The following is a 20,217-nucleotide window of genomic DNA, read 5'->3' as shown; positions in this document are numbered from 1 at the left end:
ACTGACCATCCGCCGTTAATGGGGGTGACACCGATGCACGCCTGGATTATAAAAATTGCGCGACTCAAGCAGGAGGATCGCCAGATGAGAAATTTCAGCACCAATTGACGCTGAACGGCAATGCCGAATGTGGCTGCTGTCCGGCCTATTCTCGTCTAGCGGCATCCTCTTCAGTGCCCATGGAGGGCATTCATGCTTCGTCGTTTCTTCTCCTATTATGCACGCTATAAAAAGCTGTTTTTCCTCGATTTCGGCTGTGCCGTGCTCGCCGGCCTGCTAGAACTCGGCTTCCCTCTGGCGGTCAAGCTTTTCGTTGATGAACTGCTTCCGAGCCGCGATTGGGGTCTGATCTTCGCGACAGCGGCGCTGCTGCTTATCGTCTATGCGATGGCGACTGGACTCTCGGCGATCGTCAATTATTGTGGCCATGCACTCGGTATCTCGATCGAGTCCGACATGCGCCGCCAGGCTTTCGACCATATCCAGAAGCTCTCCTTCCGCTATTTCGACAACAACCGCACCGGCCATCTGATTACCCACGTCACCAAGGATCTCGAGGAAGTGGGCGAGATTGCCCACCACGGCCCCGAGGACCTGTTCATCGCGATCATGACCTTCGTCGGCGCCTTCCTGCTGATGTTCAGCGTCCATTGGAAGCTTGCGTTGCTGACCACAACCATCGTGCCGTTCATGACCTGGCTCGTCAGCCGCTACGGCTCGAAAATGACGCTGAATTCGCGCAGCCTGTTCGGCAAGGTTGGCAACTTCAACACACGCATGCAGGAAACCGTTGGCGGCATCCCTGTGGTCAAGGCTTTTGCCAATGAACGATACGAAAGCCAGCTTTTTGCTAGCGACAACGAGGATTACAAGGCGACCAAACTTGACGGCTATGCCTATATGACGGCGAGCATCGCACTCAGCTATTTCAGCACGCGCCTCGTGCAGCTGGTCGTGATGATGGCGGGTACATGGTTCGTCATTTCCGGAGAACTGAGTTACGGCGGCTTCATCAGCTTCCTGCTGCTCATCAATGTCTTCTTCCGCCCGATTGACAAGATCACCTCTGTCATCGAGACCTATCCAAAGGGCATTGCCGGCTTCAAACGCTTCCTGTCGCTGATCGATACGGAACCCGATCTTGCCGACCGGCCGAATGCGATCGCGGTCGATCATTTGAAAGGTGATATCACCTACAGCCATGTCGGTTTCGGCTATTCCGACCAAGTTGCTATCTTCAGCGATCTTTCTCTTACGATCGCGCCCGGCGAGACCATCGCTTTCGTCGGCGCTTCAGGTACCGGCAAGACGACCATCTGCTCGCTGCTGCCGCGCTTTTATGATGTGACGGCCGGCAGCATCACCATTGACGGCATCGATATCCGCGATATGACCCAGGCCTCGCTGCGCAGCCAGATCGGTATCGTGCAGCAGGACGTCTTCCTGTTCGGCTCGACCATTCGCGAGAACATTGCGTACGGAAAGCTCGGCGCCACCGACGAAGACATCATGAAGGCGTTACAGCGCGCTTCGCTCGACGAGTTCGTCCGATCCCTGCCCGCCGGCCTCGACACACCAACGGGCGAGCGAGGCGTCAAGCTGTCAGGCGGACAAAAGCAGCGCCTGGCGATCGCCCGCATCTTCCTGAAAGATCCGCCGATACTCATTCTCGATGAGGCCACGTCCGCGCTCGATACGGCGACCGAATACGCGATCCAGCGGGCTCTATTGGAGCTTGCGAAAGGGCGTACGACTCTTGTCGTCGCTCACAGGCTATCAACGATCCGCAATGCGGACCGCATCATCGTCATGGGCAATAACGGCATTGTCGAACAGGGATCGCATGACGAGCTGCTTGCCCATCACGACGCTTATGCACGGCTGCATAATGCACAATTCGGGCTGTATGCCTGATTTGGCTGCAAGATCAGAGAAAAGAGGAGCCGGGCTCGACGACCCCGCCTTCTTTCGAACAGTGATAATCAATACAATCACTGAAAATCGAACACACTTAGACCAGCCGCCATTTCATCGAGGCCAAGCGGGCGCGTGACCGGCGGTTCGGCTCTCGCCAGGCAACCCTGCCGTTCGCACAGGCGACAGGCAGGACCGATCATGACCTGATTGGTACCCAGCGCTTTGCCATAGACCACCTCGTCACGATGGGCGATATCGCAGCCGATCAGAAGTGCGGTGCGGCGCACCCTTTCACCGAAATCGGCCCGAGGCCCCTCGATCGTTCGCGATACGGTCAGAAAGCCGGTCCCGTCAGGTATCTGCGTAGCGTCCACCAATATCTGGCCAGGCTGGGTGAAAGCGGCATGGATATTGAGCTTCGGACAGGCGCCGCCGAAACGCGCCTGCGGAAAGCCTTGGGCGCCCGCCTTGCGCAGGCGATGGCCGGCACTATCGATTTCCATCAGGAAAAACGGAATGCCGGATGCGCCTGGACGCTGCAGGCTGCTCAGCCGCGTGGCTGCCTGCTCATAGGAGACGCCGAAGCGAGCGCCGAGTGCTTCGATATCATAATGCAGTCGCTGCGCTGCCGAGAGATAGGCGCCATATGGCATCAAAAGTGCGTGGGAAGTGTAGCGCGCCAGCTCGAAACGGGCGATGCGATTAGCCTCAGGAGTCGAGAGCGCAAGAGCGTTGAGTTCGGCGGCGATCTCCTCGCGAAGGGCCAAAAGAGAGACTTCTGTTGCAATCTCCCGGATCTGATCGAAGGGCGAAAGACGCTCCGACAGGAAAAGCCGCATCGAATGCCGATCGTAGCGCCGACGCAAGCCGGGCATGGCGCGCACCGGCAACAGACGCACTGCTATACCATGCTCGGCCTTCAGCCATGCTTTCAATGCACCCGCCAGATCGTCGCCGGCAGAAAGGCGATCATTGAAGGCTTCGGCGGCATCTTCGATGCGGGCAAAGAAATTCGGACGCGACTGCAGGCGATCGTGAACCTCATCGAGCGGCAGGCGTGGTCCGGCAACCTCGGCAACGCGGCCCTCGCGGCCCAGAAGCTCGGCGAGATCGGACAACCTTGCCGCCTGTTCGCGATAGGCGCGATAAAGCCGGATCATGCCGTTTGCAGCATTCGGTGCAGCTTCGGCGAGCTCGATCAACTCCTGATCGCCAGGGATCTCGCCTGCCAGCAATGGATCGGCAAAGATTTCACGCAATTGCCCTGCGCTGCCGCCCTGCTCGCCCTGCAATTCGTCGAGATCGACCTTGTAGACTGCCGATAGCTTCAATAGCAGCTGCACGGTCAGTGGCCGCTGATTGCGCTCGATGAGGTTGAGATAGGATGGCGAGATATCGAGCGCCTGCGCCATCGTCGTCTGCGTCAGACCGAGGCCCATACGGATGCGCCGAACCCTCGGCCCGGCAAAGATCTTGCGCTCAACCATGTGTCATACCTTTTACAAATCCTCTGAAGGTCGATATTTACAAGATTTACAACTTAACTGAACATTGCTGTCAACGATAGCACATCCTAACCCTTTTATCTAAGGCGATTCTCCGCTTTTTCTCGCGCTTGCTGTGTAAGTATTGTAAAAATAGTCATGCAATCGAGATCGATCGGAGGATCGAGAGGAAATATCGGGAGATTTGCATGACAGACTTTTACAAATTGGTTCCCAGCGCACCCACTGGGCGTTTCGATGGTATCGAGCGTCCCTACAAGGCCGAGGATGTGGAGCGGTTGCGCGGGTCGGTCAGCATCCGCCATTCACTGGCCGAGATGGGTGCGAATCGCCTCTGGCAGCTCATCCACGAGGAGGATTTCGTCAATGCGCTCGGCGCGCTTTCGGGCAATCAGGCCATGCAGATGGTTCGCGCCGGCCTGAAGGCGATCTATCTCTCAGGATGGCAGGTTGCCGCCGACGCGAATACGGCCTCGGCCATGTACCCCGACCAATCGCTCTATCCTGCGAATGCGGGCCCGGAGCTGGCCAAGCGCATCAACCGCACGCTGCAAAGGGCCGACCAGATCGAGACCGCGGAAGGAAAGGGTCTTTCCGTCGACACCTGGTTTGCGCCGATCGTCGCCGATGCCGAAGCGGGCTTCGGTGGTCCGCTGAACGCCTTCGAGATCATGAAGGCCTATATCGAAGCGGGGGCTGCGGGCGTCCATTTCGAGGATCAGCTGGCATCGGAGAAGAAATGCGGCCATCTCGGCGGCAAGGTGCTCATTCCGACTGCAGCCCATATCCGCAATCTCAACGCGGCGCGGCTTGCCGCCGACGTCATGGGCGTGCCGACCCTAGTGGTTGCGCGTACCGATGCCGAGGCCGCCAAGCTTCTGACCTCGGACATCGATGAGCGCGACCAGCCTTTCGTTGACTACGACGCCGGACGGACGGTCGAAGGCTTTTATCAGGTCAGGAACGGCATCGAGCCCTGCATCGCCCGTGCCGTCGCCTATGCGCCACATTGCGACCTCATCTGGTGCGAGACCTCCAAGCCGGATCTGGAGCAAGCGCGTAAATTTGCCGAGGGCGTGCATCGGGTCCATCCCGGCAAGCTGCTGGCTTACAATTGCTCGCCCTCGTTCAACTGGAAGAAGAACCTGGATGATGCAACGATCGCCAAGTTCCAGCGCGAGCTGGGCGCCATGGGCTACAAGTTCCAGTTCATCACGCTTGCCGGCTTCCACCAGCTGAATTTCGGCATGTTCGAGCTCGCCCGTGGTTACAAAGCCCGCCAGATGGCCGCTTACTCTGAGCTACAGCAGGCGGAGTTCGCAGCGGAAGCTAATGGCTATACCGCCACCAAGCATCAGCGCGAAGTGGGCACCGGCTATTTCGATGCGGTCTCGCTGGCGATCACCGGCGGCCAATCATCCACGACGGCCATGCACGGATCGACCGAGCATGCCCAGTTCAAGCCGGCAGCAGAGTGATTTCAGGATCTTAGGAGGAGAATGACATGGCATCGATAGCACGCGTTCGCGAGAGAGCAGAGGAGCAATCTCTCACCATGAATGCCGATCAGCAGGCGGTCATCCGTATGCTGGCCAACGAGCTGCATCGCCTCAATCAGGCCGTCATGAATGCGGTCGAGGCCGGCGTGTCCGTCGAGCTCGTCCGCTCGGCCCGCCATCACGGCGGCAACGGCAATTGGGGCGATCTCTTGATACCCGTCGTTGTCGCCAAGGCTGCGCAAACGGCATAACGAAGACAGTATTCAGCGAATGTTCGGGCCGCGCCGTCAATCGACGGGCGGCCCGCCGCTCAATCCAGCCAGTTTTCGACACGGAGGTCGCGGATGCGCTTAAACTCTCCGACATTGGCCGTTATCAAGACGGCCTCTACCGCATGGGCGTGGGCAGCAATCAGCAGGTCGTTTGGACCGATAGGTTTGCCGGCAACTTCCAGCTCAGCCCTGATGGCGCCGTATTCGGCATCGGCAGGAACATCGAGCGCGAGTACCGGGATGCTTCCCAGGATGGCCTCTATCTGTGCCAGTAATTTCGGCGATCCCTTTTTAGCGCAGCCATAGCGCAACTCTGCGGCCGTAACGATGCTGACACAAATTGCATCTGGCCCGACATCGGCGATGCGCCTGGCAACAGCACCCTGTGGGTTTCGCGCAAGTTCGGATACGATATTGGTATCCAGCATGTAGAGCCTGCTCAAAGCTCGATGTCCTTCGCCGGCAGCAGAGTATCATCGATCTCGGGAAACTGATCCTCTGGTCCGAGTGGTTCCAAACTCGCCAAGACATCAAGCAAGTTCTTGCGGCGCACCGGCTCGATGATAAGACGATCTCCATCGCGGTGGATCATCACCCGATCGCCAGGAAGTTCAAAGTCAGCCGGGATGCGTACGGCCTGACTCTTGTTGTTGCGAAACAGCTTGGCTTCTCGTGGCGGACTAGGTTCGTTATGTCGAAGATGGCGCACGCTGACCTCCCTATTTGCATATCCATCTGTATATGCAAGATAGCAGACCTGATTTCAAGCCCGCTGAATCCAACGATACAAGATTACTTTTCCACGAAAGCCCTTGCTCAGGACTTTATGTCTGCGAAATCGGAGAATGCCTGCTTGACGACGTCCGCAGTGGCTCCAGAGGCAACCAGGGCTGCCAGCAAAATTCTCGCCTGCCCCGGGCGTAGCGTCGAGGAATGGATTGCCCCGGCCGCAGCAAGGTCATGCCCGCCACCGCCGCCGCCATAGCTGGAAACGAGCAATCCATCCGGTACGCGGCTGGAAACCACGACGGGTACGCCGACATCGGCACAGCGCCTGACGGCTTCGACCAGACGCGGATTGGCGTTGCCGGAACCGAGGGCAGCCAGAACGATGCCGTGGGCATCGGTCCTCAGGCTTGCATCCACGTGCACCGAGTCACAGCCAGGGTAGATTGCGACGACATCAATCCGCACGTTATCGAGCGCCGCCACAAGCCTCGAACTTGGCGGATTTTCGAGCGGCCGTGATTGACGGAAGGCGTCAGCGATATCCGAAGAATGCTTATAAAGCCCCCAGGCCGGCAGCAGACGGCCGCCGAAACAGACGAGCACGCCGCGGCCTGCATTGTCCGGATCGCTGGCAGCGGCAACAGCGGCGGCGAGATTGGCGGGCCCGTCAGCCATGGGATGATCCGCGGTGAATTGCGCGCCCGTGAACACGGTCGGTTTATTCAGGCCGTGCTGCAGATGAACGAGCAGCGCCGTCTCTTCCATCGCGTCAGTACCATGCAGAATGACGATCCCGTTGATGGCGTCATCGGCAAGCAATTCACCGACCTTGTCGCTGATCTCCTGCATGTCGGCGAGCGTCAGGCTCGCCGAATCCTTTGCCATCAGCTCGATGGGTCTGAGATCGACAGGCATGTCAGGAAGTAGCGCCAGCAGGCTCTCACCCGTCAGTGAGGGTATGCTGGCGCCGCTATCGGTGCGTTCGCTTGCGATGGTGCCGCCGGTGGCAATGACCGCCACCAGCGGATTGGCCTTTCCGCCCGTCACGCTTGACCCCGCTCTGCTGCGAGCCGATAGATGCGGTCACGCAGCAGATACCAGCCGATGACCAGAGCCGGTGCAATCAGGACGAGGGATGCAATCGTCCAGGTTCCGACCGGATAGTCGAGCGCCATCAGCACCAGCACCGCAAAGAGGAAGACGAGCGTCAGGATACCGGTATAGGGCGCGCCGAACATGCGGAAATCCGGACGGGCCATCTCGCCACGTTTGGAGAGCTTCCAGAGCTTCAACTGGCACAATACGATCACACCCCAAGCCGAAATGATGCCGAGCGCCGAGATATTGAGTGCAATCTCGAAAGCGGCCGACGGAACGACGGCGTTCAGCGCCACGCCGATGACGGTCACAACAGCCGTCACGGCAATGCCGACATAGGGCACGCCTGCCTTGTTCATCTTGGCTAGCGCTGCCGGTGCCGAGCCCGAAACCGCCATCGAATGCAGAATACGGCCAGTGGAATAGAGGCCGGCATTGAGCGACGACAGCACGGCCGTCAGCACGACGAGGTTCATGATGATATCGGCGCCTTGAATACCGATAGTCCCGAAGAAGGTGACGAACGGGCTCTCGCCTGCCTTGTAGGCCGTATAGGGCAGAAGCAGCGACAGAAGCAGGACCGAACCGACGTAGAAAATCAGCAGGCGGGCGACTACCGTGCGGATCGCGCCGGGCATGACCTTGCGCGGATCTTCGGTTTCGCCGGCGGTCGTGCCGATCAGCTCGATCGACGCATAGGCAAAGACCACACCTTGTATGATGACGAAGGCCGGCAAGATGCCATTGGGGAAGAAGCCACCGCTATCGGTGATGATGCTGAAGCCTGCCGAATGACCGGCAATCGGCGTACCGGAGGCGACGAAATAGATGCCGATGACGAGGAAGCTGACCAGCGCCAGAACCTTCACCAAACTGAACCAGAATTCGAGTTCGCCGAAGACCTTCACCGACAGGAGGTTCATGGCCAGCACGACCAGCAGCGCGATCAGCGCGAAAACCCACTGGTCGATGCCGGCAAGCCAGGGAACGTAGTGCTTGAAGAAATTCATATAGAGAGCGACGGCCGTCACATCGGCAACCGAGGTCATGGCCCAGTTCAGCCAGTACATCCAGCCGACGGCAAAGGCCATCTTCTCACCGTAGAATTCACGGGCATAAGAAACGAAGGAGCCGGAACTCGGGCGGTGCATGATCAGTTCGCCAAGCGCGCGCAGCACGAGAAAGGCAAAGAAACCGCACAGAGCATAGACGAAGATGAGAGCCGGACCGGCTGCGGCAAGACGCCCGCCGGCGCCAAGGAAAAGACCAGTGCCGATCGCGCCGCCAATGGCGATCATCTGGATCTGCCGCGGCTTCAAGGCCTTGTGATAACCAAGATCCTCATTGACTGGCGGCCGGCGGTCCGCCGGAATATTCTGAATAGGTTCGACTGACATTGCTCCTCCCTCGAGCCGTTTGTCCATGGGCGGATCCGGGCGCTGATTTCGCACCCGACCGGATGCCGTTGCCTTAATCTGGCCGTCGATCGAGCCTAACGATCGCCGGTCATGCTGTAATGCTGTATGACAGATTTCCTCTTAGACATAGAAATAACGGCAGGTCAAGCCAAGCGGCGCTTATTGACGTCGCACGAGCGAGCAGATAACAGATCTCTAAATCTGTCATACAGCTTGACAGATTTAGCTTGATTTCCACGTAGGAGGATAATGTGGTCAAGGCGCGAAGCGAGTATGACCTGCTGGGCGAGAAGGATATTCCCGCCGAGGTTTATTGGGGGGTACACACGGCAAGAGCCGTAGAGAATTTCCAGGTCACGGGAACACCGATCGGCCGCTATGCGCATCTCATTCGAGGCTTGGCCTTCGTCAAAGAGGCAGCGGCTCTTGCCAATCACGAGTTGGGGCTGCTGAGCGAGGATAAGCTCGATGCAATCGTGCGCGCCTGCCGCGAAATCCGTGCCGGCGAGCTTCACGACCAGTTCGTCGTCGACGTGATTCAAGGCGGTGCCGGCACCTCCACCAATATGAACGCCAATGAGGTCATCGCCAACCGCGCGCTCGAATTGTTGGGCCATGCCAAAGGCGACTATGCTCACCTTCATCCGAATGATCACGTCAATCTCAGCCAGTCGACCAACGACGCCTATCCGACGGCCGTCAATGTCGCGCTGATCGAAGCGATCGACGGTCTGGCAGTCGCAATGGAAACGCTGCAGGAGGCTTTCGAGCGCAAGGCCAAGGAATTCGACGGCATTCTAAAGATCGGCCGCACGCAGCTACAGGATGCCGTGCCGATGACGCTCGGCCAGGAATTCAGGACCTTTGCCGTCATGCTCGGGGAAGATCGATCTCGCCTGATCGAATCGGCCGCCCTGCTGCATGAGGTCAATCTCGGCGCCACTGCCATCGGCACCGGCCTCAATGCGCCTGTCGGCTATGCCGCCCTTGCCTGCGCCCACCTCGCCCGGCTGACGGGCCGTCCCCTGGTCACGGCAAGCGACCTCATCGAAGCAACTCAGGATCCTGGCGCCTTTGTCCATCTTTCCGGCGTGCTGAAGCGCGTTGCGGTCAAGCTGTCAAAGACCTGTAATGACTTGCGCCTGCTCTCTTCCGGTCCTCGCGCCGGCATCGGCGAGATCACGCTGCCGGCGATGCAGGCCGGTTCGAGCATCATGCCCGGCAAGGTCAATCCTGTGATCCCTGAAATGGTCAACCAAGTGGCATTCTCCGTCATCGGCAACGACATCACCGTGACGATGGCGGCGGAAGCGGGCCAGCTGCAGCTCAATGCCTTCGAACCGATCATCGTGCGCGCGCTGTCGGAAAGCATCATGCATCTGACCGCCGCCTGCCATATCCTTGCCGAACGCTGCGTCGATGGCATTACCGCCAATCCGGCTCTGATGGCACAGCGCCTGCAAGAATCGATCGGCCTTGCGACAGCACTCAATCCATTGATCGGCTACCAGGCGGCGACCAAGGTTGCTCGCGAGGCGCTGGCAACTGGGCGCACAGTGCCGGAAATCGTGCTGGATCATGGATATCTGACCGCCGAGCAGCTCTTCGAGGCCCTGCGGCCGGAACGGCTCGCCAACCTACCGGTCGCTCTCAATGAGGCTGTTGCCCCTCGCCAATAATCGTGGTCACCACGCGCTTGACCTGACCGAGATGGGCTTCCATCGCCGCGATGGCCTCCTCCTCCGACGCCGCCGCGATCGCCTCGACGATGCGGCGGTGTTCGACATTCGAGGCCACGCGACGCTGCGCCATCATGTTGACCAGCTCCGATTGACGCATCAGTGCGTCGCGGGCGTCGGAAACAATCTTGGAAAAGACGGCATTTCCAGAGGATTCGGCAATCATGGAATGGAATCCCGAGTCCAGAGTTACCCACGTCAAGGGGTCTTCTTCCCGGTCCATCTCATCACAAAGTTCAAGCAGGCGCGCCAGCTGCTGCTCCGTGCGCCGTAGCGCCGCCCAGCCTGCGGCCGGGACTTCGATGAACGGACGCGCCTCGATCAAGTCGCGGGCGGAATAACCGCCGTAACGGAGCTCCGGACCGGGAGTGGAGGTCAGAACGTAGGTACCACTGCCGGTGCGCGTCTGGGTGAGGCCGAGCGTCTGAAGCGAGCGGAGCGCTTCGCGGATGATTGGACGGCTGACACCGTAACGCGTCGCAAGATGCGACTCGGCGGGCAGCCGTGTCCCGACCGCCAACCGTCCCGATGTTATCGCCGAACGAATATCCTCAAACACTGCTTCGGCAGCATTTTTCCGACTGATCGGACTTGTATAAGATAACCAATCAGCCACCTCACTCATGATAGCCAAACTTCACAAACATTTTTCGCTTGTCAAGGATCGGGTCACGAATTGGTGCGCGTCCGCCTGGCTCAAAGCCATCCGAAGGAACTGGCGTTATGTGGAGAATGTCATCGACGGCAACTCCTGCTTGATGTCTCCTTCATGGCGATATAAAGAAATCCTTATTCCTTTATATCGGAGCTGGACGTGCCCTTACCCCTCTTCGCCTTGTTTCTGGCCGCGTTTGCTTTCGGCACGACCGAGTTTGTCATCGCGGGCATTCTTCCAGATGTCGCTGAGGGCCTAGGAGTCTCGATCCCCTTTGCCGGCTATCTGGTTTCCGGCTATGCGCTGGGGATTGCACTCGGCGGGCCACTTCTGACCATGGCGACACGACAGATTTCCCGCCGAACCATTCTGATCGCTCTGACGATCGCCTTTTGCATGGGCCAGATCGCCTGCGCGCTCGCACCTGATTTCGCCGCCATGCTCCTCTTCCGTGTTGCGACCGCCGTCGCCCACGGCGCCTATTTCGGCATCGCCATGGTGGTTGCCGTCGGCCTCGTGCCGCAAGCGTTTCGAGGACGCGCGATCTCCGTGATCCTTGCAGGCCTGACGGTCTCCAATATTGTCGGCGTTCCTCTGGGCGCGGCAATCGGTGGATTGTGGGGATGGCGGACAACGTTTTGGGCGATGACCCTGGTCGGTGTCCTCGCATTGGTCGCCATATCGTCCTTGATCCCGCAGACGAAGGCAGAATCTCAGCAATCTGGCCATTTGAGCAGTGAAGTGCGCGTTCTCGGTCGCCAGCAAGTCTGGACCTCCCTCATCATGATGCTCGCTCTAATGATCGGGCAGATGGTGCCCTTCACCTACATAACGCCGCTCCTGCGCGAAGTGACGGGCCTGGATGCCATGCTTATTCCCTGGGTTCTTCTGCTCAATGGGGTCGGAGCGACATTGGGGGTTGTGATCGGTGGCAGGCTGTCGGACTGGAAGCTGATGCCGTCGCTTATCGCGATGCTTGCCATCCAGTCCGCGATACTCGTCGTCCTTTACCTTGTCAGCCCCTACCCCGTACCGATGAGTGTGGCGATCTTCGTTTGGGGCGCGCTTAATTTTGCGATCGGCACCCCCATCCAGGCTCGCATCCTGATGTGGACCGCCGATGCACCAGGCCTTGCTTCCTCACTCATTCCGTCCGGGTTCAATATAGGGATTGCGATCGCAGCAAGCGTCGGTGCGGCGCTGCTCGAGAGTGGATATGGCTATCGCAGTTTGCCGGTGCTCGGCGCGATCACGCTTGCCCTGGCCTGCGTGGTTGCCATCCTCTCCGCGGCGCGCGAAAGGCGCAGCGGCGCAGTTCCTCCCAATGCGGCTCTTACGTAATTTCTATTGGAAGGCGGCGGCCCTTAACACCGGCCGCCGGCACATGAGTCAGGCGATCAGCCCTTTCATCGGCAGGACATGATCGGAACCCGGGAAGACATCGCGCGTCAATAGGGTCGGCGATGCACCAAGCAAATCAACCGCGATCCCCTTGACCACAGCGCGCAGATCCGTCGTGGCGGCAAGATCACGGCCATCACGCAATTGCGCCTGCTTGAGACCGGGCCAATCGGCAATCACTCGGCCGCCCTTGATTGCGCCACCGGCGAGAAAGGCGGCTGTTCCGGTGCCGTGGTCGGTGCCCTGGGTGCCATTAATCTGCGCCGTGCGGCCGAATTCGGTTGCGACAAGAATGGCGGTATCCTTCCAGGCCGGACCAAGCTCCCGCTGGAAGGCGGCAAAGGAATTGTCGAGCCCGACGAGCAGCTTGTTCAGCCGATCGACCTCTCCGGCATGGGTATCCCATCCTTCGAAGGCCAGTGCCGCAACGCGAGGACCGTCGTCTTGAGCCAACAGGCGCGCGGCGCCTCTGGCCATCTGTTCCATGCCGGTAGGGTCGCCAGGGCCTCCCTTGGCCTCGACATCGAGGCCGGCGGCGATCTTACCGGTCGAAATGCCTTCAGCGAGGATTTTCGCAAAGAGCGGGTCGGTATGGTTATAGAGATCCATCAGCCGCGGTGGCAGATCATCGCTCACAGGCTGAAGGGTCGATGGCGACCAGCCGAGTACCGGCGCCTTGCCGCGAATGACGAGCGGTGCATTGGCACCGACCGAGAGGCCTCGGATCTCCGAAGCGCCTGGTGAAACCTTGTCGCCCTTCGGCAGTCCCTCGAGCATCCGGTTCAGCCATCCGGATTCGACTCGGCCAGGCATTTCGTAACCGGACTCCAGCACATCCTGACCATCGAAATGGGATCGGTCGCGATAGGGCGTCGCACTGGCATGCACGACGGCCGCCTGCCCTGCCCGATAGAGCCTGTTGAAATTCGGCATCGATGGATGCAGCGCAAAGAAGCTGTCGAGCGGCAACGCCGCCCCGGGGCCGCTCGTCGTCATGGCGATCGACTGTCGCAAGGCTTGATAGTCGGGGTCACCAACGGGCGGGACAGCTGTCAGACCATCGAGCGCCCCGCGCAGGATGATGGCGATGAAGCGCGGGTCGCGTCCGCCGGCTGCGTGAGCGAAGCGCGGGATGAAGGCCCAGGCAAACAAGGCGCCAGAAGCGCCAAGCACGGCACGACGGGTGGGGGTCATGAGTTCGCAGGTCATGGTCAGCGCCTTTGAAATTCGGGAGAAAGATAAGCGATCATCAGGCCCTGCTTGCGGGTTTCCGCACGCGCTACTGCCTGCAGCGTTTCGCTCGAAAGAAGTGGCCCGAGACTGTCGGACACGAAACTGCGGGGATCGACCTGAGGCGGCACAGCATTGGCGATCATATTGGCGACATCCATGCGCATACTAAGGCTCTCGCTGGAGGCCCAGACATCGACGGTATCGGCAAAACCATTGGGACCGGCCGGCGCCCAGAAGGGCTGGCCCATCGCTGTCAAGGCGCCGAGGATGAAATTCGGCTTCGGTGTCTCGCCGCTTGCCCGCAAGAGCGCGGTCATGAATTCCAACGGCGAGCGAACCTTCGACAGTGTCGGATTCCATGCGTCTTCGGAGCTTACGAGCGCCCGATAGACGGCGGAGAGATCGCCATCCGTCTTGCTGAAGGTCGCCGCAACGGTTTGCACAAGTCCCGGCGGCGGCGTATCGGCGACGAAATGCCGGACGAGCTTGGTGGCGATATGCTGTGCTGTTGCCGGATGGCGGGCGAGATCGCGCAACGCTTCGCGCCCCTGCCCCACGCCATTGTCGGCGTAGGTGAGGCCGATCAGGGTCTGGTCGCCGGGTTCGTGGGCACCGGCATTGAAGACGAAGGTGCCGGGCGTCCCAAGCTTGCCTTCGTTGCGTGCCACCGTCCAGCCGGTGATAATCTTGGCAAGCGTCGTCACGTCGGTCTGTGTGTAGCCGCCGTTCACGCCGAGGGTGTGGAGCTCCAACGTTTCCCGGGCAAGGTTTTCATTGAGACCACGTTTCTTGTTGGCATTGGCTTTGGAGTTCGGTCCGATCGATTGCTGGTTGTCGAGATAACCGAGCATAGCGGGGTGGGTCTCGACAGCAAGCAGCATGTCGGCGAAACGCCCGAAGACATGGGGCCGGATCGCCTCGCGCTCGAAGGCGCCGGCAACCATATGCACCTCTTCGCTCTTCGACACGGCCACGGCGAAATGGTTTGCCCAGAACATGGCAAGCCGCTCGCCAAAGCCGATCAATGGCTGCCGGATGGTGCCGTTGAAGCGGGCGTCCACTTCGGCCAGCAAGACCTGCTGCGGCAGGTAGGGCATTGCGGGCTTTTCCAGCTTCTCGACTGCCTTGCCGATGATAGCCGCCATGGCCTGGTTATTCGGCTCGGCCTTATTGTTCGGCTGCCCTGCCGTGGCGCCGGGAGGCTGTAGCGGCGGCTTCTGCGGCGGCTGCGGGCCTTGCATCTGCTTGTCCTGCGGCACGGCGGCGACAGCGGCTGCGGCCTGCTGTCTGGCCTCCTTGCGCTGTTCCTGGAATGCATAGAGAGAAACGAGAAGATCGGCCGTCGATTGCAGCTGCGGCCCGACCGGAACCGGGACGAAGCGTTCGGTGATTTCTTCCAGCAACGCACCGCGCGGATCCGTTGCGATCGACGTGGTGCCGTTGTGGTCCGCTCCTAGCCCAAAGCGGGAAAGCGCGAGCGCGGCATAAACATCATTGGACTGTTGGGCCATGGCCTTGCCAACTCCTGCATCAAACATGCTCCTTCAACGCAGACCTGGTTTCGATCCGTCGCTTGGGAAGTATGATCATTTTGTGGCAGCGGCTTTAGGCATGCTGCGGCGGACCAGGCTTTCCGCCAGCACCCGACGCTCATCGTAGGAAAGCCCTGCCGCAAAATCGACGGCACGCTGCTCCAGCTTCGCCCTCAAGGCGATATCGGCATCGCGCGCCCTCGCCAGCGCGGCCGAGAGCGCCTCCTTATCCAAAGTCGGCTGCCCAAGAATGGACGCGGCGTCGACCTTGGCCTGTTGTGCCTCGAGAATGATCTGACGTTCGTCCTTGCGGGCTTCGTTGAGCGCGGCGCGTAGAGCCTTCTTCTGCGCCGAAGGCAATTGCTCGCCGGCGAGCGGCATCATTCCGGCCCGAGCCTGCGTCTTGCGTATCCAAGTCAGCCCACCGCCGGCCAATGCTCCGACCAGAAACGTATTCAGCACCAAAAGAAAAATGACCACTATTCGAAAGCTGCGTTCCGTCATTGGCTGTCCTGCTGTGCTGCACCCGCATCCGGCCCTATATCGCCGAACATGGTCGCGGTTCCTTCGGAGACGACTGAGGCATCGGCCGTGAAGCTCGGGGCCAAGACGGCGATGGCGATGCTGCCGGCAAGCGCCCCGGCTATGCCAACCCCCACGAGGCCGATGCCGGCCGAGCCGAAGCGAAACCAGTTTCTTATCGTCAGGCGGCGAACGAGCTTTGCGAGAATTCGCTCTTCAAGGCCGGCGTGGCGAGGCTTCACGACGTAGGTGTCGAGCAACGCATCCAGATCGGCCGCGCGCGCAAGCGTTTCGGCGGCGGCATGACTCTTGGCAAAATCCCGTGCGGCCGCGCGCTCAGCCTGCGGCCATCGGCGGATATCGCCGCCATAGGCCGCGGTGAGCGCCTCGAACCGCTCGGCATTCATTGGATCCGCGATCTTCTCAACCATCGCCCTCATCCTTCAACAAAAGCGCCTGCAAGGAGCGCCTTCCACGCGCAAGCAGGCTTTCCAGTGCGTCGACGCTGACGTCCATGATCTCAGCTGCCTCGGCATTCGACAGCGCCTGATAGTAAACCAGAATGATCGCTTCGCGCTGCCTGGGTGCGATCATCTGCATGGCCCGTTCCACGCGTCTGGACGGATCGTCCTCACTCATTAAGCCCGCATCCGGCGCCGGCCCTTCATACTCGACATCGGGTGGATGCTCGGCAAGAACGTCCTTGCGACGCCGCAGGCGATCATGACAAAGGTTGGTCGCTACGCGATGCACCCAGGTGCTGAAGCGGGCATTGCCCTGGCGCCAGCCGCCGGCATTCCGCCAGACGCGCAGGAATGTTTCCTGCGCCACGTCCTCGGCCTCGGCCGCATCGCCGAGCATGCGGGTTGCCACGGCAACGATACGCGGCAACTGCCGTGTTATCATCATACGCATGGCCGGGACGTCGCCCGCAGCGATGCGACCGAGCAGGTCCTCATCCGGGTCGCCACTCTTGGGCGCGCGATCCCACTTCATCGACAATCGCTACCGCTCCAGTTTCCTGCGATACCGGCATGGCACATGGGCCTTGGGCTTGCGGCCGGCAAATCCCGCCTCGCCGTCAACTTCGGCAAGCGGCGCCACTTAGATCGCAGCATCTCGGTCAGCGTATCATCCTTCGACATCAAACACAGGCTCACAAGGATTGAACGCCGCATCTGCCGAATTCCGTCGCTTTCATGTCGACGGTTTTCGAATTTTCTTTTCGAGCCCAAAGGCCCTCTGTTGAGCAGAAACAAAAGAGCCGGCTCACCCGGAGGCGGGAGTTTCAACCTTCCCTACCCGGGCTTGCCGGCACTTCGCATGGTGGAATGCGAAAGCTCAGACTCGATCAGAGCGTCAGCAGGTCGCTCGTCGTCAGATCCTGTTCATTGTTCGCATAGAAGCTTCCGAAATCCGGCATCTGCGGTTGCTGCGCCTTCATGGCCTGCTCGAACTGGCTCTGCGTCAAGTATCCGGAGCCGGACGTGTCGAGGCTCTTGAACAGCGATGTTGCCTGGTCTTCGCTTACATCGGAAGGACGGGCGGCCACGAATTCGGATTCGCTGACGCTGCCGTCGCCGTCCGTGTCCATGGAGGAAAATGCGGCTGAGAGATCGTCCTCGCTCATCTGCCCTTCACCCGGTGCGGGACGGCCGTGATGGCCTGCCTGTATGGCTTTTGCAAGCTGCGCCTCAGTGAGAGATCCGGTATTGTCGGTGTCGAAGCTCTGGAACAATTGCTGCGCCTGGGTTTCGCTGACGTCGGACGGACGTGCGGCCACGAATTCCGCTTCGCTGATATTGCTGTCGCCATCGGTGTCCATAGCGCTGATCATATCGCTTTGGCTGCCATCCTGGCTGCCGGTTGCGGAAGTCTGCTGACTACTTGACGCCGAACTGGTGGAGCTGCTGTCGGAGTCCGATGTCGAACTATCGCTGCCGATGCCGGCCTGCAGATTGAGAATCATGTTCATCAGCTGCGCGACGAGCTGTTCTGCCGAAGCGATCTGAGACTGATCGTCCGAAGACGAAGAGGAACTCGTGCCGGAAGAACTGCCCGACGAATTGCCGGAGGAGCTGTCGGACAGCAGGGAGGCGATAGAATCGTCAGCCGTCGATGCTGTCGAGCGCGAGGTCTGGTATTGATAATAATTGCTCGATGAGATCGAGTAGATGCTCGTCATTGGGGGCCTCCAGATACGAGCGTTGAGAGGAACTCGGATGGCTTATGCGTACGCGACTTGAACACAATCGACATGTACGGATGGACTTGCGAACGCCGCCGATCAAACGCATCTTGCGCCCCAACTTGACCGATGCATCTTTTCCAGAGCAGGCGTATCCGGGATCACCCCAGCAATATGTATGTCGCCATCATGGCTATATCGGCATCTGCACATTTCGATTTTCACTTCCCAACGTGGGGAAATTGCACAAGGAAACTTGCGCGTGGCTTATAGACGCTTGACGAAAACATCCTGTTGCGATTTCCTTCCTCGATTTTTAGGGAATATATAAATTCCGCCACTCTGTTGAGGCATTGCTGGTATATGGGCTCCAGCACTGAGCGGCATTGATGGAAAAGAATACGAAGAAGAGGGGCACAGCTTGAACATCGGTTTCTGTGGAGAGGTGAATGAGGCGAACTAAGGAGGAGGCGGCGGAAACGAGGAGCGAGATTTTGCAATCCGCAAAAGCTCTGTTTCTCGACAAGGGCTACGAGAATGTGAGCCTGGAAGAGATAGCCGTAGTCGCCGGTGTCACGCGGGGGGCAGTGCACTGGCATTTCAAGAACAAGCAAGGTCTGATGTTTGCGATTCGCGACGAGGCCCAGCAGCCGTTCAAGGATCTGGCGGAGCGGATGTCGAAAGAACTGCCGCCCAATCCGCTTGATCTCATCGCCGATACGATAGCTGCGATATTCGACGACATTCACAGCGATCCGCGCAAGCGCAGCATGTTGAAGGTGATGATGCATCTCGACATGGCATTTTGCGACGGGACGACAAGCCGGGCGAGCTCGTTCCGGCATGACATGCATGAAAATTTCGAACGCATTTTCACCCTGATGGACGAAAAGACGAAGCTTCCGGCTCCCTGGACGCCGGATACGGCCGCTTCCGCTCTGACAGCAGTCATCGGCGGCCTGATCACCGAATGGACGCTCGACCGGGGCAGTTTCGAACTGGTCCCGTGTGGACAGATGTTCATAAGGATGGTGCTGAAGACCTGGTTCCCGCTGGCACAGACGCAGGAGCTGGCGATTACCGCGATGTGACGGTATCGGAAAAAGCTTACAGCGGTTTTCCCTTCGGAAGTGAAGAGAACCAACGATAGCGGCTTTAAGCTTCTGCTGAGCGCTGAATCGGTTGCCAAAAGCTGGAAATAAAAAAGGATCCGGAGGGAAAGCCAGATCCTTTGCTTTGATCGGAGGTCAACCGATCGATAGAAGAAGCCTGACGGATTGGAACGTCAGGCTTCTCATACCCGGCGCTAAGCCGGGTAATTCAATATTAGAAGCTACGCTCGAAGCGCAGGATACCAGCCCACTGATCCTGGTTCACAGAATCGAAGTTGGTGTAGGAGACTTCCGGCTCGATGAGCAGGTTCTTGACCGGGTTCCACTTGACGTTGGTGGTTGCGGCAAAGATCTTGGAGTCGGTGTAGGCGAGCTGGAGGTTCCACTTCAGCTTTTCGTTGATCGGAACGCCAACGCCGCCCCAGACAGCCCAGTCACCCCAGCCGCACTTCGATTCATCGTTAACAGGGCAAGCCGAACGATCGAGGTTGGTGCCTGCGTACTTGTTCAGCTTGTCGCCGTCCGTGTTCCAGCCGCCCATCAAGAAGGCCGAGAAGGTACCGAAGTCGGCATCGACACGAGCCTTGATGGCGCCTTCTTCGACGATCGAGTCGTAACCGCCGACGACCTTGAAGCCCCATGCACCGGACTTGAAGCCAGCACCGGCAACGACGTCAGGAGCGTAGTGGTTGCCCTTGTCGTCAGACCACCAGCTTGAGCCGTAGGAGGCGTCGGAGCCGCTGGAGTTCGAGTCTTCAACCGAGACGACAGCCGTGAAGCCATTGCCGGCATCGTAGGTGTAGGTCAACTGGTTGAGTTCGTACGGGCCGTCATAGATCACGTCGTCGTTGATGACGTCGCCGGCGTAACCGATGTAGTAGTTATACTGCGAGTCGGCCTTACCGACGAGGAAGCCGCCGAGGCTGATGTTGGCGAACAGCAGCTTGGTGGAGGTCGAGTTGCCGTCGTTCCAGTCCCAACGGATGACCGTGTTGGTCTTCAGCGGGCCGTACTCGGTATCGGTCGCGGTATCGACGCTCAGCTCGGCGCGGGTATGCCAGAGCGTACCGTTCTTGCTGTTCGGGTTGTAGGCATCGTACCATTCGCCTTCGGTACGGACGCGGCCGCCGATCTTGAGGCAGGTTTCCGTGCCCGGAATGAAGAAGTAGCCAGCACCGTATGCGTCGCAGATGCGAACGTATTCCAGCGGCTCCGGCTCAGCGGCGACAATCGCGTCTGCTGCGTGGGCACCGGATACTGCTGCCAGAGCAGCAGCGGAGCCGAGAAGAAGGCTCTTGATGTTCATTTTAAACTCCTGGTTGTATTATGCATTTCTATTTTACCGCGAGCGCAGAACTGGAACACTACCCTGGGGATCGGTTTGGTCTAAACACGAC

Annotated in this window: 19 protein-coding genes; 6 read left to right on the top strand and 13 right to left on the bottom strand. The window is 59.4% G+C overall.

The features are described 5' to 3' along the window. The first annotated feature begins 192 nt into the window (after positions 1-192). Positions 193-1,914, top strand: coding sequence for an ABC transporter ATP-binding protein (locus PH558_RS08130; protein WP_285203291.1), 1,722 nt, complete (start codon positions 193-195; stop codon positions 1,912-1,914). 77 nt (positions 1,915-1,991) lie between these two features. Here PH558_RS08130 and PH558_RS08125 read toward each other — a convergent pair whose 3' ends face one another. Next, complete coding sequence (locus PH558_RS08125; protein WP_285203289.1) at positions 1,992-3,404, bottom strand: helix-turn-helix domain-containing protein; 1,413 nt, start codon at positions 3,402-3,404, stop codon at positions 1,992-1,994. Between the two features lie 206 nt (positions 3,405-3,610). On the opposite strand from PH558_RS08125, the gene aceA reads away from it, so the two are divergent. Next, positions 3,611-4,900 (top strand): isocitrate lyase, encoded by a 1,290-nt coding sequence (gene aceA / locus PH558_RS08120; RefSeq protein WP_285203288.1) that lies wholly within the window; start codon positions 3,611-3,613, stop codon positions 4,898-4,900. Between the two features lie 26 nt (positions 4,901-4,926). After that, entirely contained in the window at positions 4,927-5,172 is a 246-nt protein-coding gene (locus tag PH558_RS08115) for an SMc00767 family acetate metabolism repressor (RefSeq protein WP_095436792.1), read from the top strand. Between the two features lie 59 nt (positions 5,173-5,231). On the opposite strand, the gene PH558_RS08110 is transcribed toward PH558_RS08115, so the two are convergent. The 4 genes from PH558_RS08110 to PH558_RS08095 all read right to left on the bottom strand — a co-directional run bounded on the left by PH558_RS08110 (position 5,232) and on the right by PH558_RS08095 (position 8,417). Then, on the bottom strand, positions 5,232-5,636 hold the full coding sequence (locus tag PH558_RS08110; RefSeq protein ID WP_285203286.1) for a type II toxin-antitoxin system VapC family toxin: 405 nt from the start codon (positions 5,634-5,636) through the stop codon (positions 5,232-5,234). Next, on the bottom strand, positions 5,633-5,902 hold the full coding sequence (locus tag PH558_RS08105) for an antitoxin (protein WP_285203285.1): 270 nt from the start codon (positions 5,900-5,902) through the stop codon (positions 5,633-5,635). Before PH558_RS08105 ends, PH558_RS08110 begins: the two co-directional genes overlap by 4 nt. Before the next feature lie 107 nt (positions 5,903-6,009). Next, the gene (locus tag PH558_RS08100) at positions 6,010-6,969 is read right to left on the bottom strand and encodes an asparaginase domain-containing protein (protein ID WP_285203281.1); all 960 of its coding nucleotides are present in this window, start codon (positions 6,967-6,969) and stop codon (positions 6,010-6,012) included. Continuing rightward, positions 6,966-8,417, bottom strand: a complete 1,452-nt coding sequence (locus PH558_RS08095; RefSeq protein ID WP_285203280.1) for an amino acid permease — start codon at positions 8,415-8,417, stop codon at positions 6,966-6,968. Before PH558_RS08095 ends, PH558_RS08100 begins: the two co-directional genes overlap by 4 nt. A gap of 272 nt (positions 8,418-8,689) precedes the next feature. Here PH558_RS08095 and aspA point away from each other — a divergent pair, with 272 nt between their 5' ends. Beyond that, entirely contained in the window at positions 8,690-10,117 is a 1,428-nt protein-coding gene (gene aspA, locus PH558_RS08090) for an aspartate ammonia-lyase (RefSeq protein WP_285203279.1), read from the top strand. Here the strand turns inward: aspA and PH558_RS08085 are convergent. After that, entirely contained in the window at positions 10,089-10,802 is a 714-nt protein-coding gene (locus tag PH558_RS08085; protein WP_285203278.1) for a FadR/GntR family transcriptional regulator, read from the bottom strand. The two genes, aspA and PH558_RS08085, sit on opposite strands and share 29 nt — an antisense overlap. A gap of 189 nt (positions 10,803-10,991) precedes the next feature. Between PH558_RS08085 and PH558_RS08080 the strand changes: the two genes are divergently transcribed. Further along, on the top strand, positions 10,992-12,173 hold the full coding sequence (locus PH558_RS08080) for an MFS transporter (protein WP_285203276.1): 1,182 nt from the start codon (positions 10,992-10,994) through the stop codon (positions 12,171-12,173). Between the two features lie 48 nt (positions 12,174-12,221). On the opposite strand, the gene PH558_RS08075 is transcribed toward PH558_RS08080, so the two are convergent. The 6 genes from PH558_RS08075 to PH558_RS08050 all read right to left on the bottom strand — a co-directional run bounded on the left by PH558_RS08075 (position 12,222) and on the right by PH558_RS08050 (position 17,705). Further along, positions 12,222-13,442: a DUF1501 domain-containing protein gene (locus PH558_RS08075; RefSeq protein WP_285203274.1), complete on the bottom strand. Its 1,221-nt coding sequence runs from the start codon at positions 13,440-13,442 to the stop codon at positions 12,222-12,224. A gap of 2 nt (positions 13,443-13,444) precedes the next feature. Then, on the bottom strand, positions 13,445-14,977 hold the full coding sequence (locus PH558_RS08070) for a DUF1800 domain-containing protein (RefSeq protein ID WP_285203271.1): 1,533 nt from the start codon (positions 14,975-14,977) through the stop codon (positions 13,445-13,447). A 75-nt stretch (positions 14,978-15,052) separates the two neighbouring features. Then, positions 15,053-15,502: a periplasmic heavy metal sensor gene (locus PH558_RS08065; RefSeq protein ID WP_113407626.1), complete on the bottom strand. Its 450-nt coding sequence runs from the start codon at positions 15,500-15,502 to the stop codon at positions 15,053-15,055. Further along, positions 15,499-15,951 carry a hypothetical protein gene (locus PH558_RS08060; protein ID WP_285203268.1) on the bottom strand — a complete coding sequence of 151 codons (453 nt, stop codon included), beginning with the start codon at positions 15,949-15,951 and terminating at the stop codon, positions 15,499-15,501. Before PH558_RS08060 ends, PH558_RS08065 begins: the two co-directional genes overlap by 4 nt. Continuing rightward, complete coding sequence (locus tag PH558_RS08055; protein WP_285203262.1) at positions 15,944-16,516, bottom strand: RNA polymerase sigma factor; 573 nt, start codon at positions 16,514-16,516, stop codon at positions 15,944-15,946. Before PH558_RS08055 ends, PH558_RS08060 begins: the two co-directional genes overlap by 8 nt. A 355-nt stretch (positions 16,517-16,871) precedes the next feature. Next, complete coding sequence (locus tag PH558_RS08050; RefSeq protein ID WP_285203261.1) at positions 16,872-17,705, bottom strand: EF-hand domain-containing protein; 834 nt, start codon at positions 17,703-17,705, stop codon at positions 16,872-16,874. A 452-nt stretch (positions 17,706-18,157) separates the two neighbouring features. Here PH558_RS08050 and PH558_RS08045 point away from each other — a divergent pair, with 452 nt between their 5' ends. Beyond that, positions 18,158-18,799 (top strand): TetR family transcriptional regulator, encoded by a 642-nt coding sequence (locus PH558_RS08045; protein WP_095436805.1) that lies wholly within the window; start codon positions 18,158-18,160, stop codon positions 18,797-18,799. A 235-nt stretch (positions 18,800-19,034) separates the two neighbouring features. On the opposite strand, the gene PH558_RS08040 is transcribed toward PH558_RS08045, so the two are convergent. Further along, the gene (locus PH558_RS08040) at positions 19,035-20,126 is read right to left on the bottom strand and encodes a porin (RefSeq protein ID WP_069614542.1); all 1,092 of its coding nucleotides are present in this window, start codon (positions 20,124-20,126) and stop codon (positions 19,035-19,037) included. Positions 20,127-20,217 lie beyond the last annotated feature (91 nt).

The sequence above is a fragment of the Rhizobium pantanalense genome (genome assembly GCF_030182525.1).
Taxonomy (GTDB): domain Bacteria; phylum Pseudomonadota; class Alphaproteobacteria; order Rhizobiales; family Rhizobiaceae; genus Rhizobium.
This window is presented reverse-complemented; position numbering and strand designations above follow the sequence as displayed.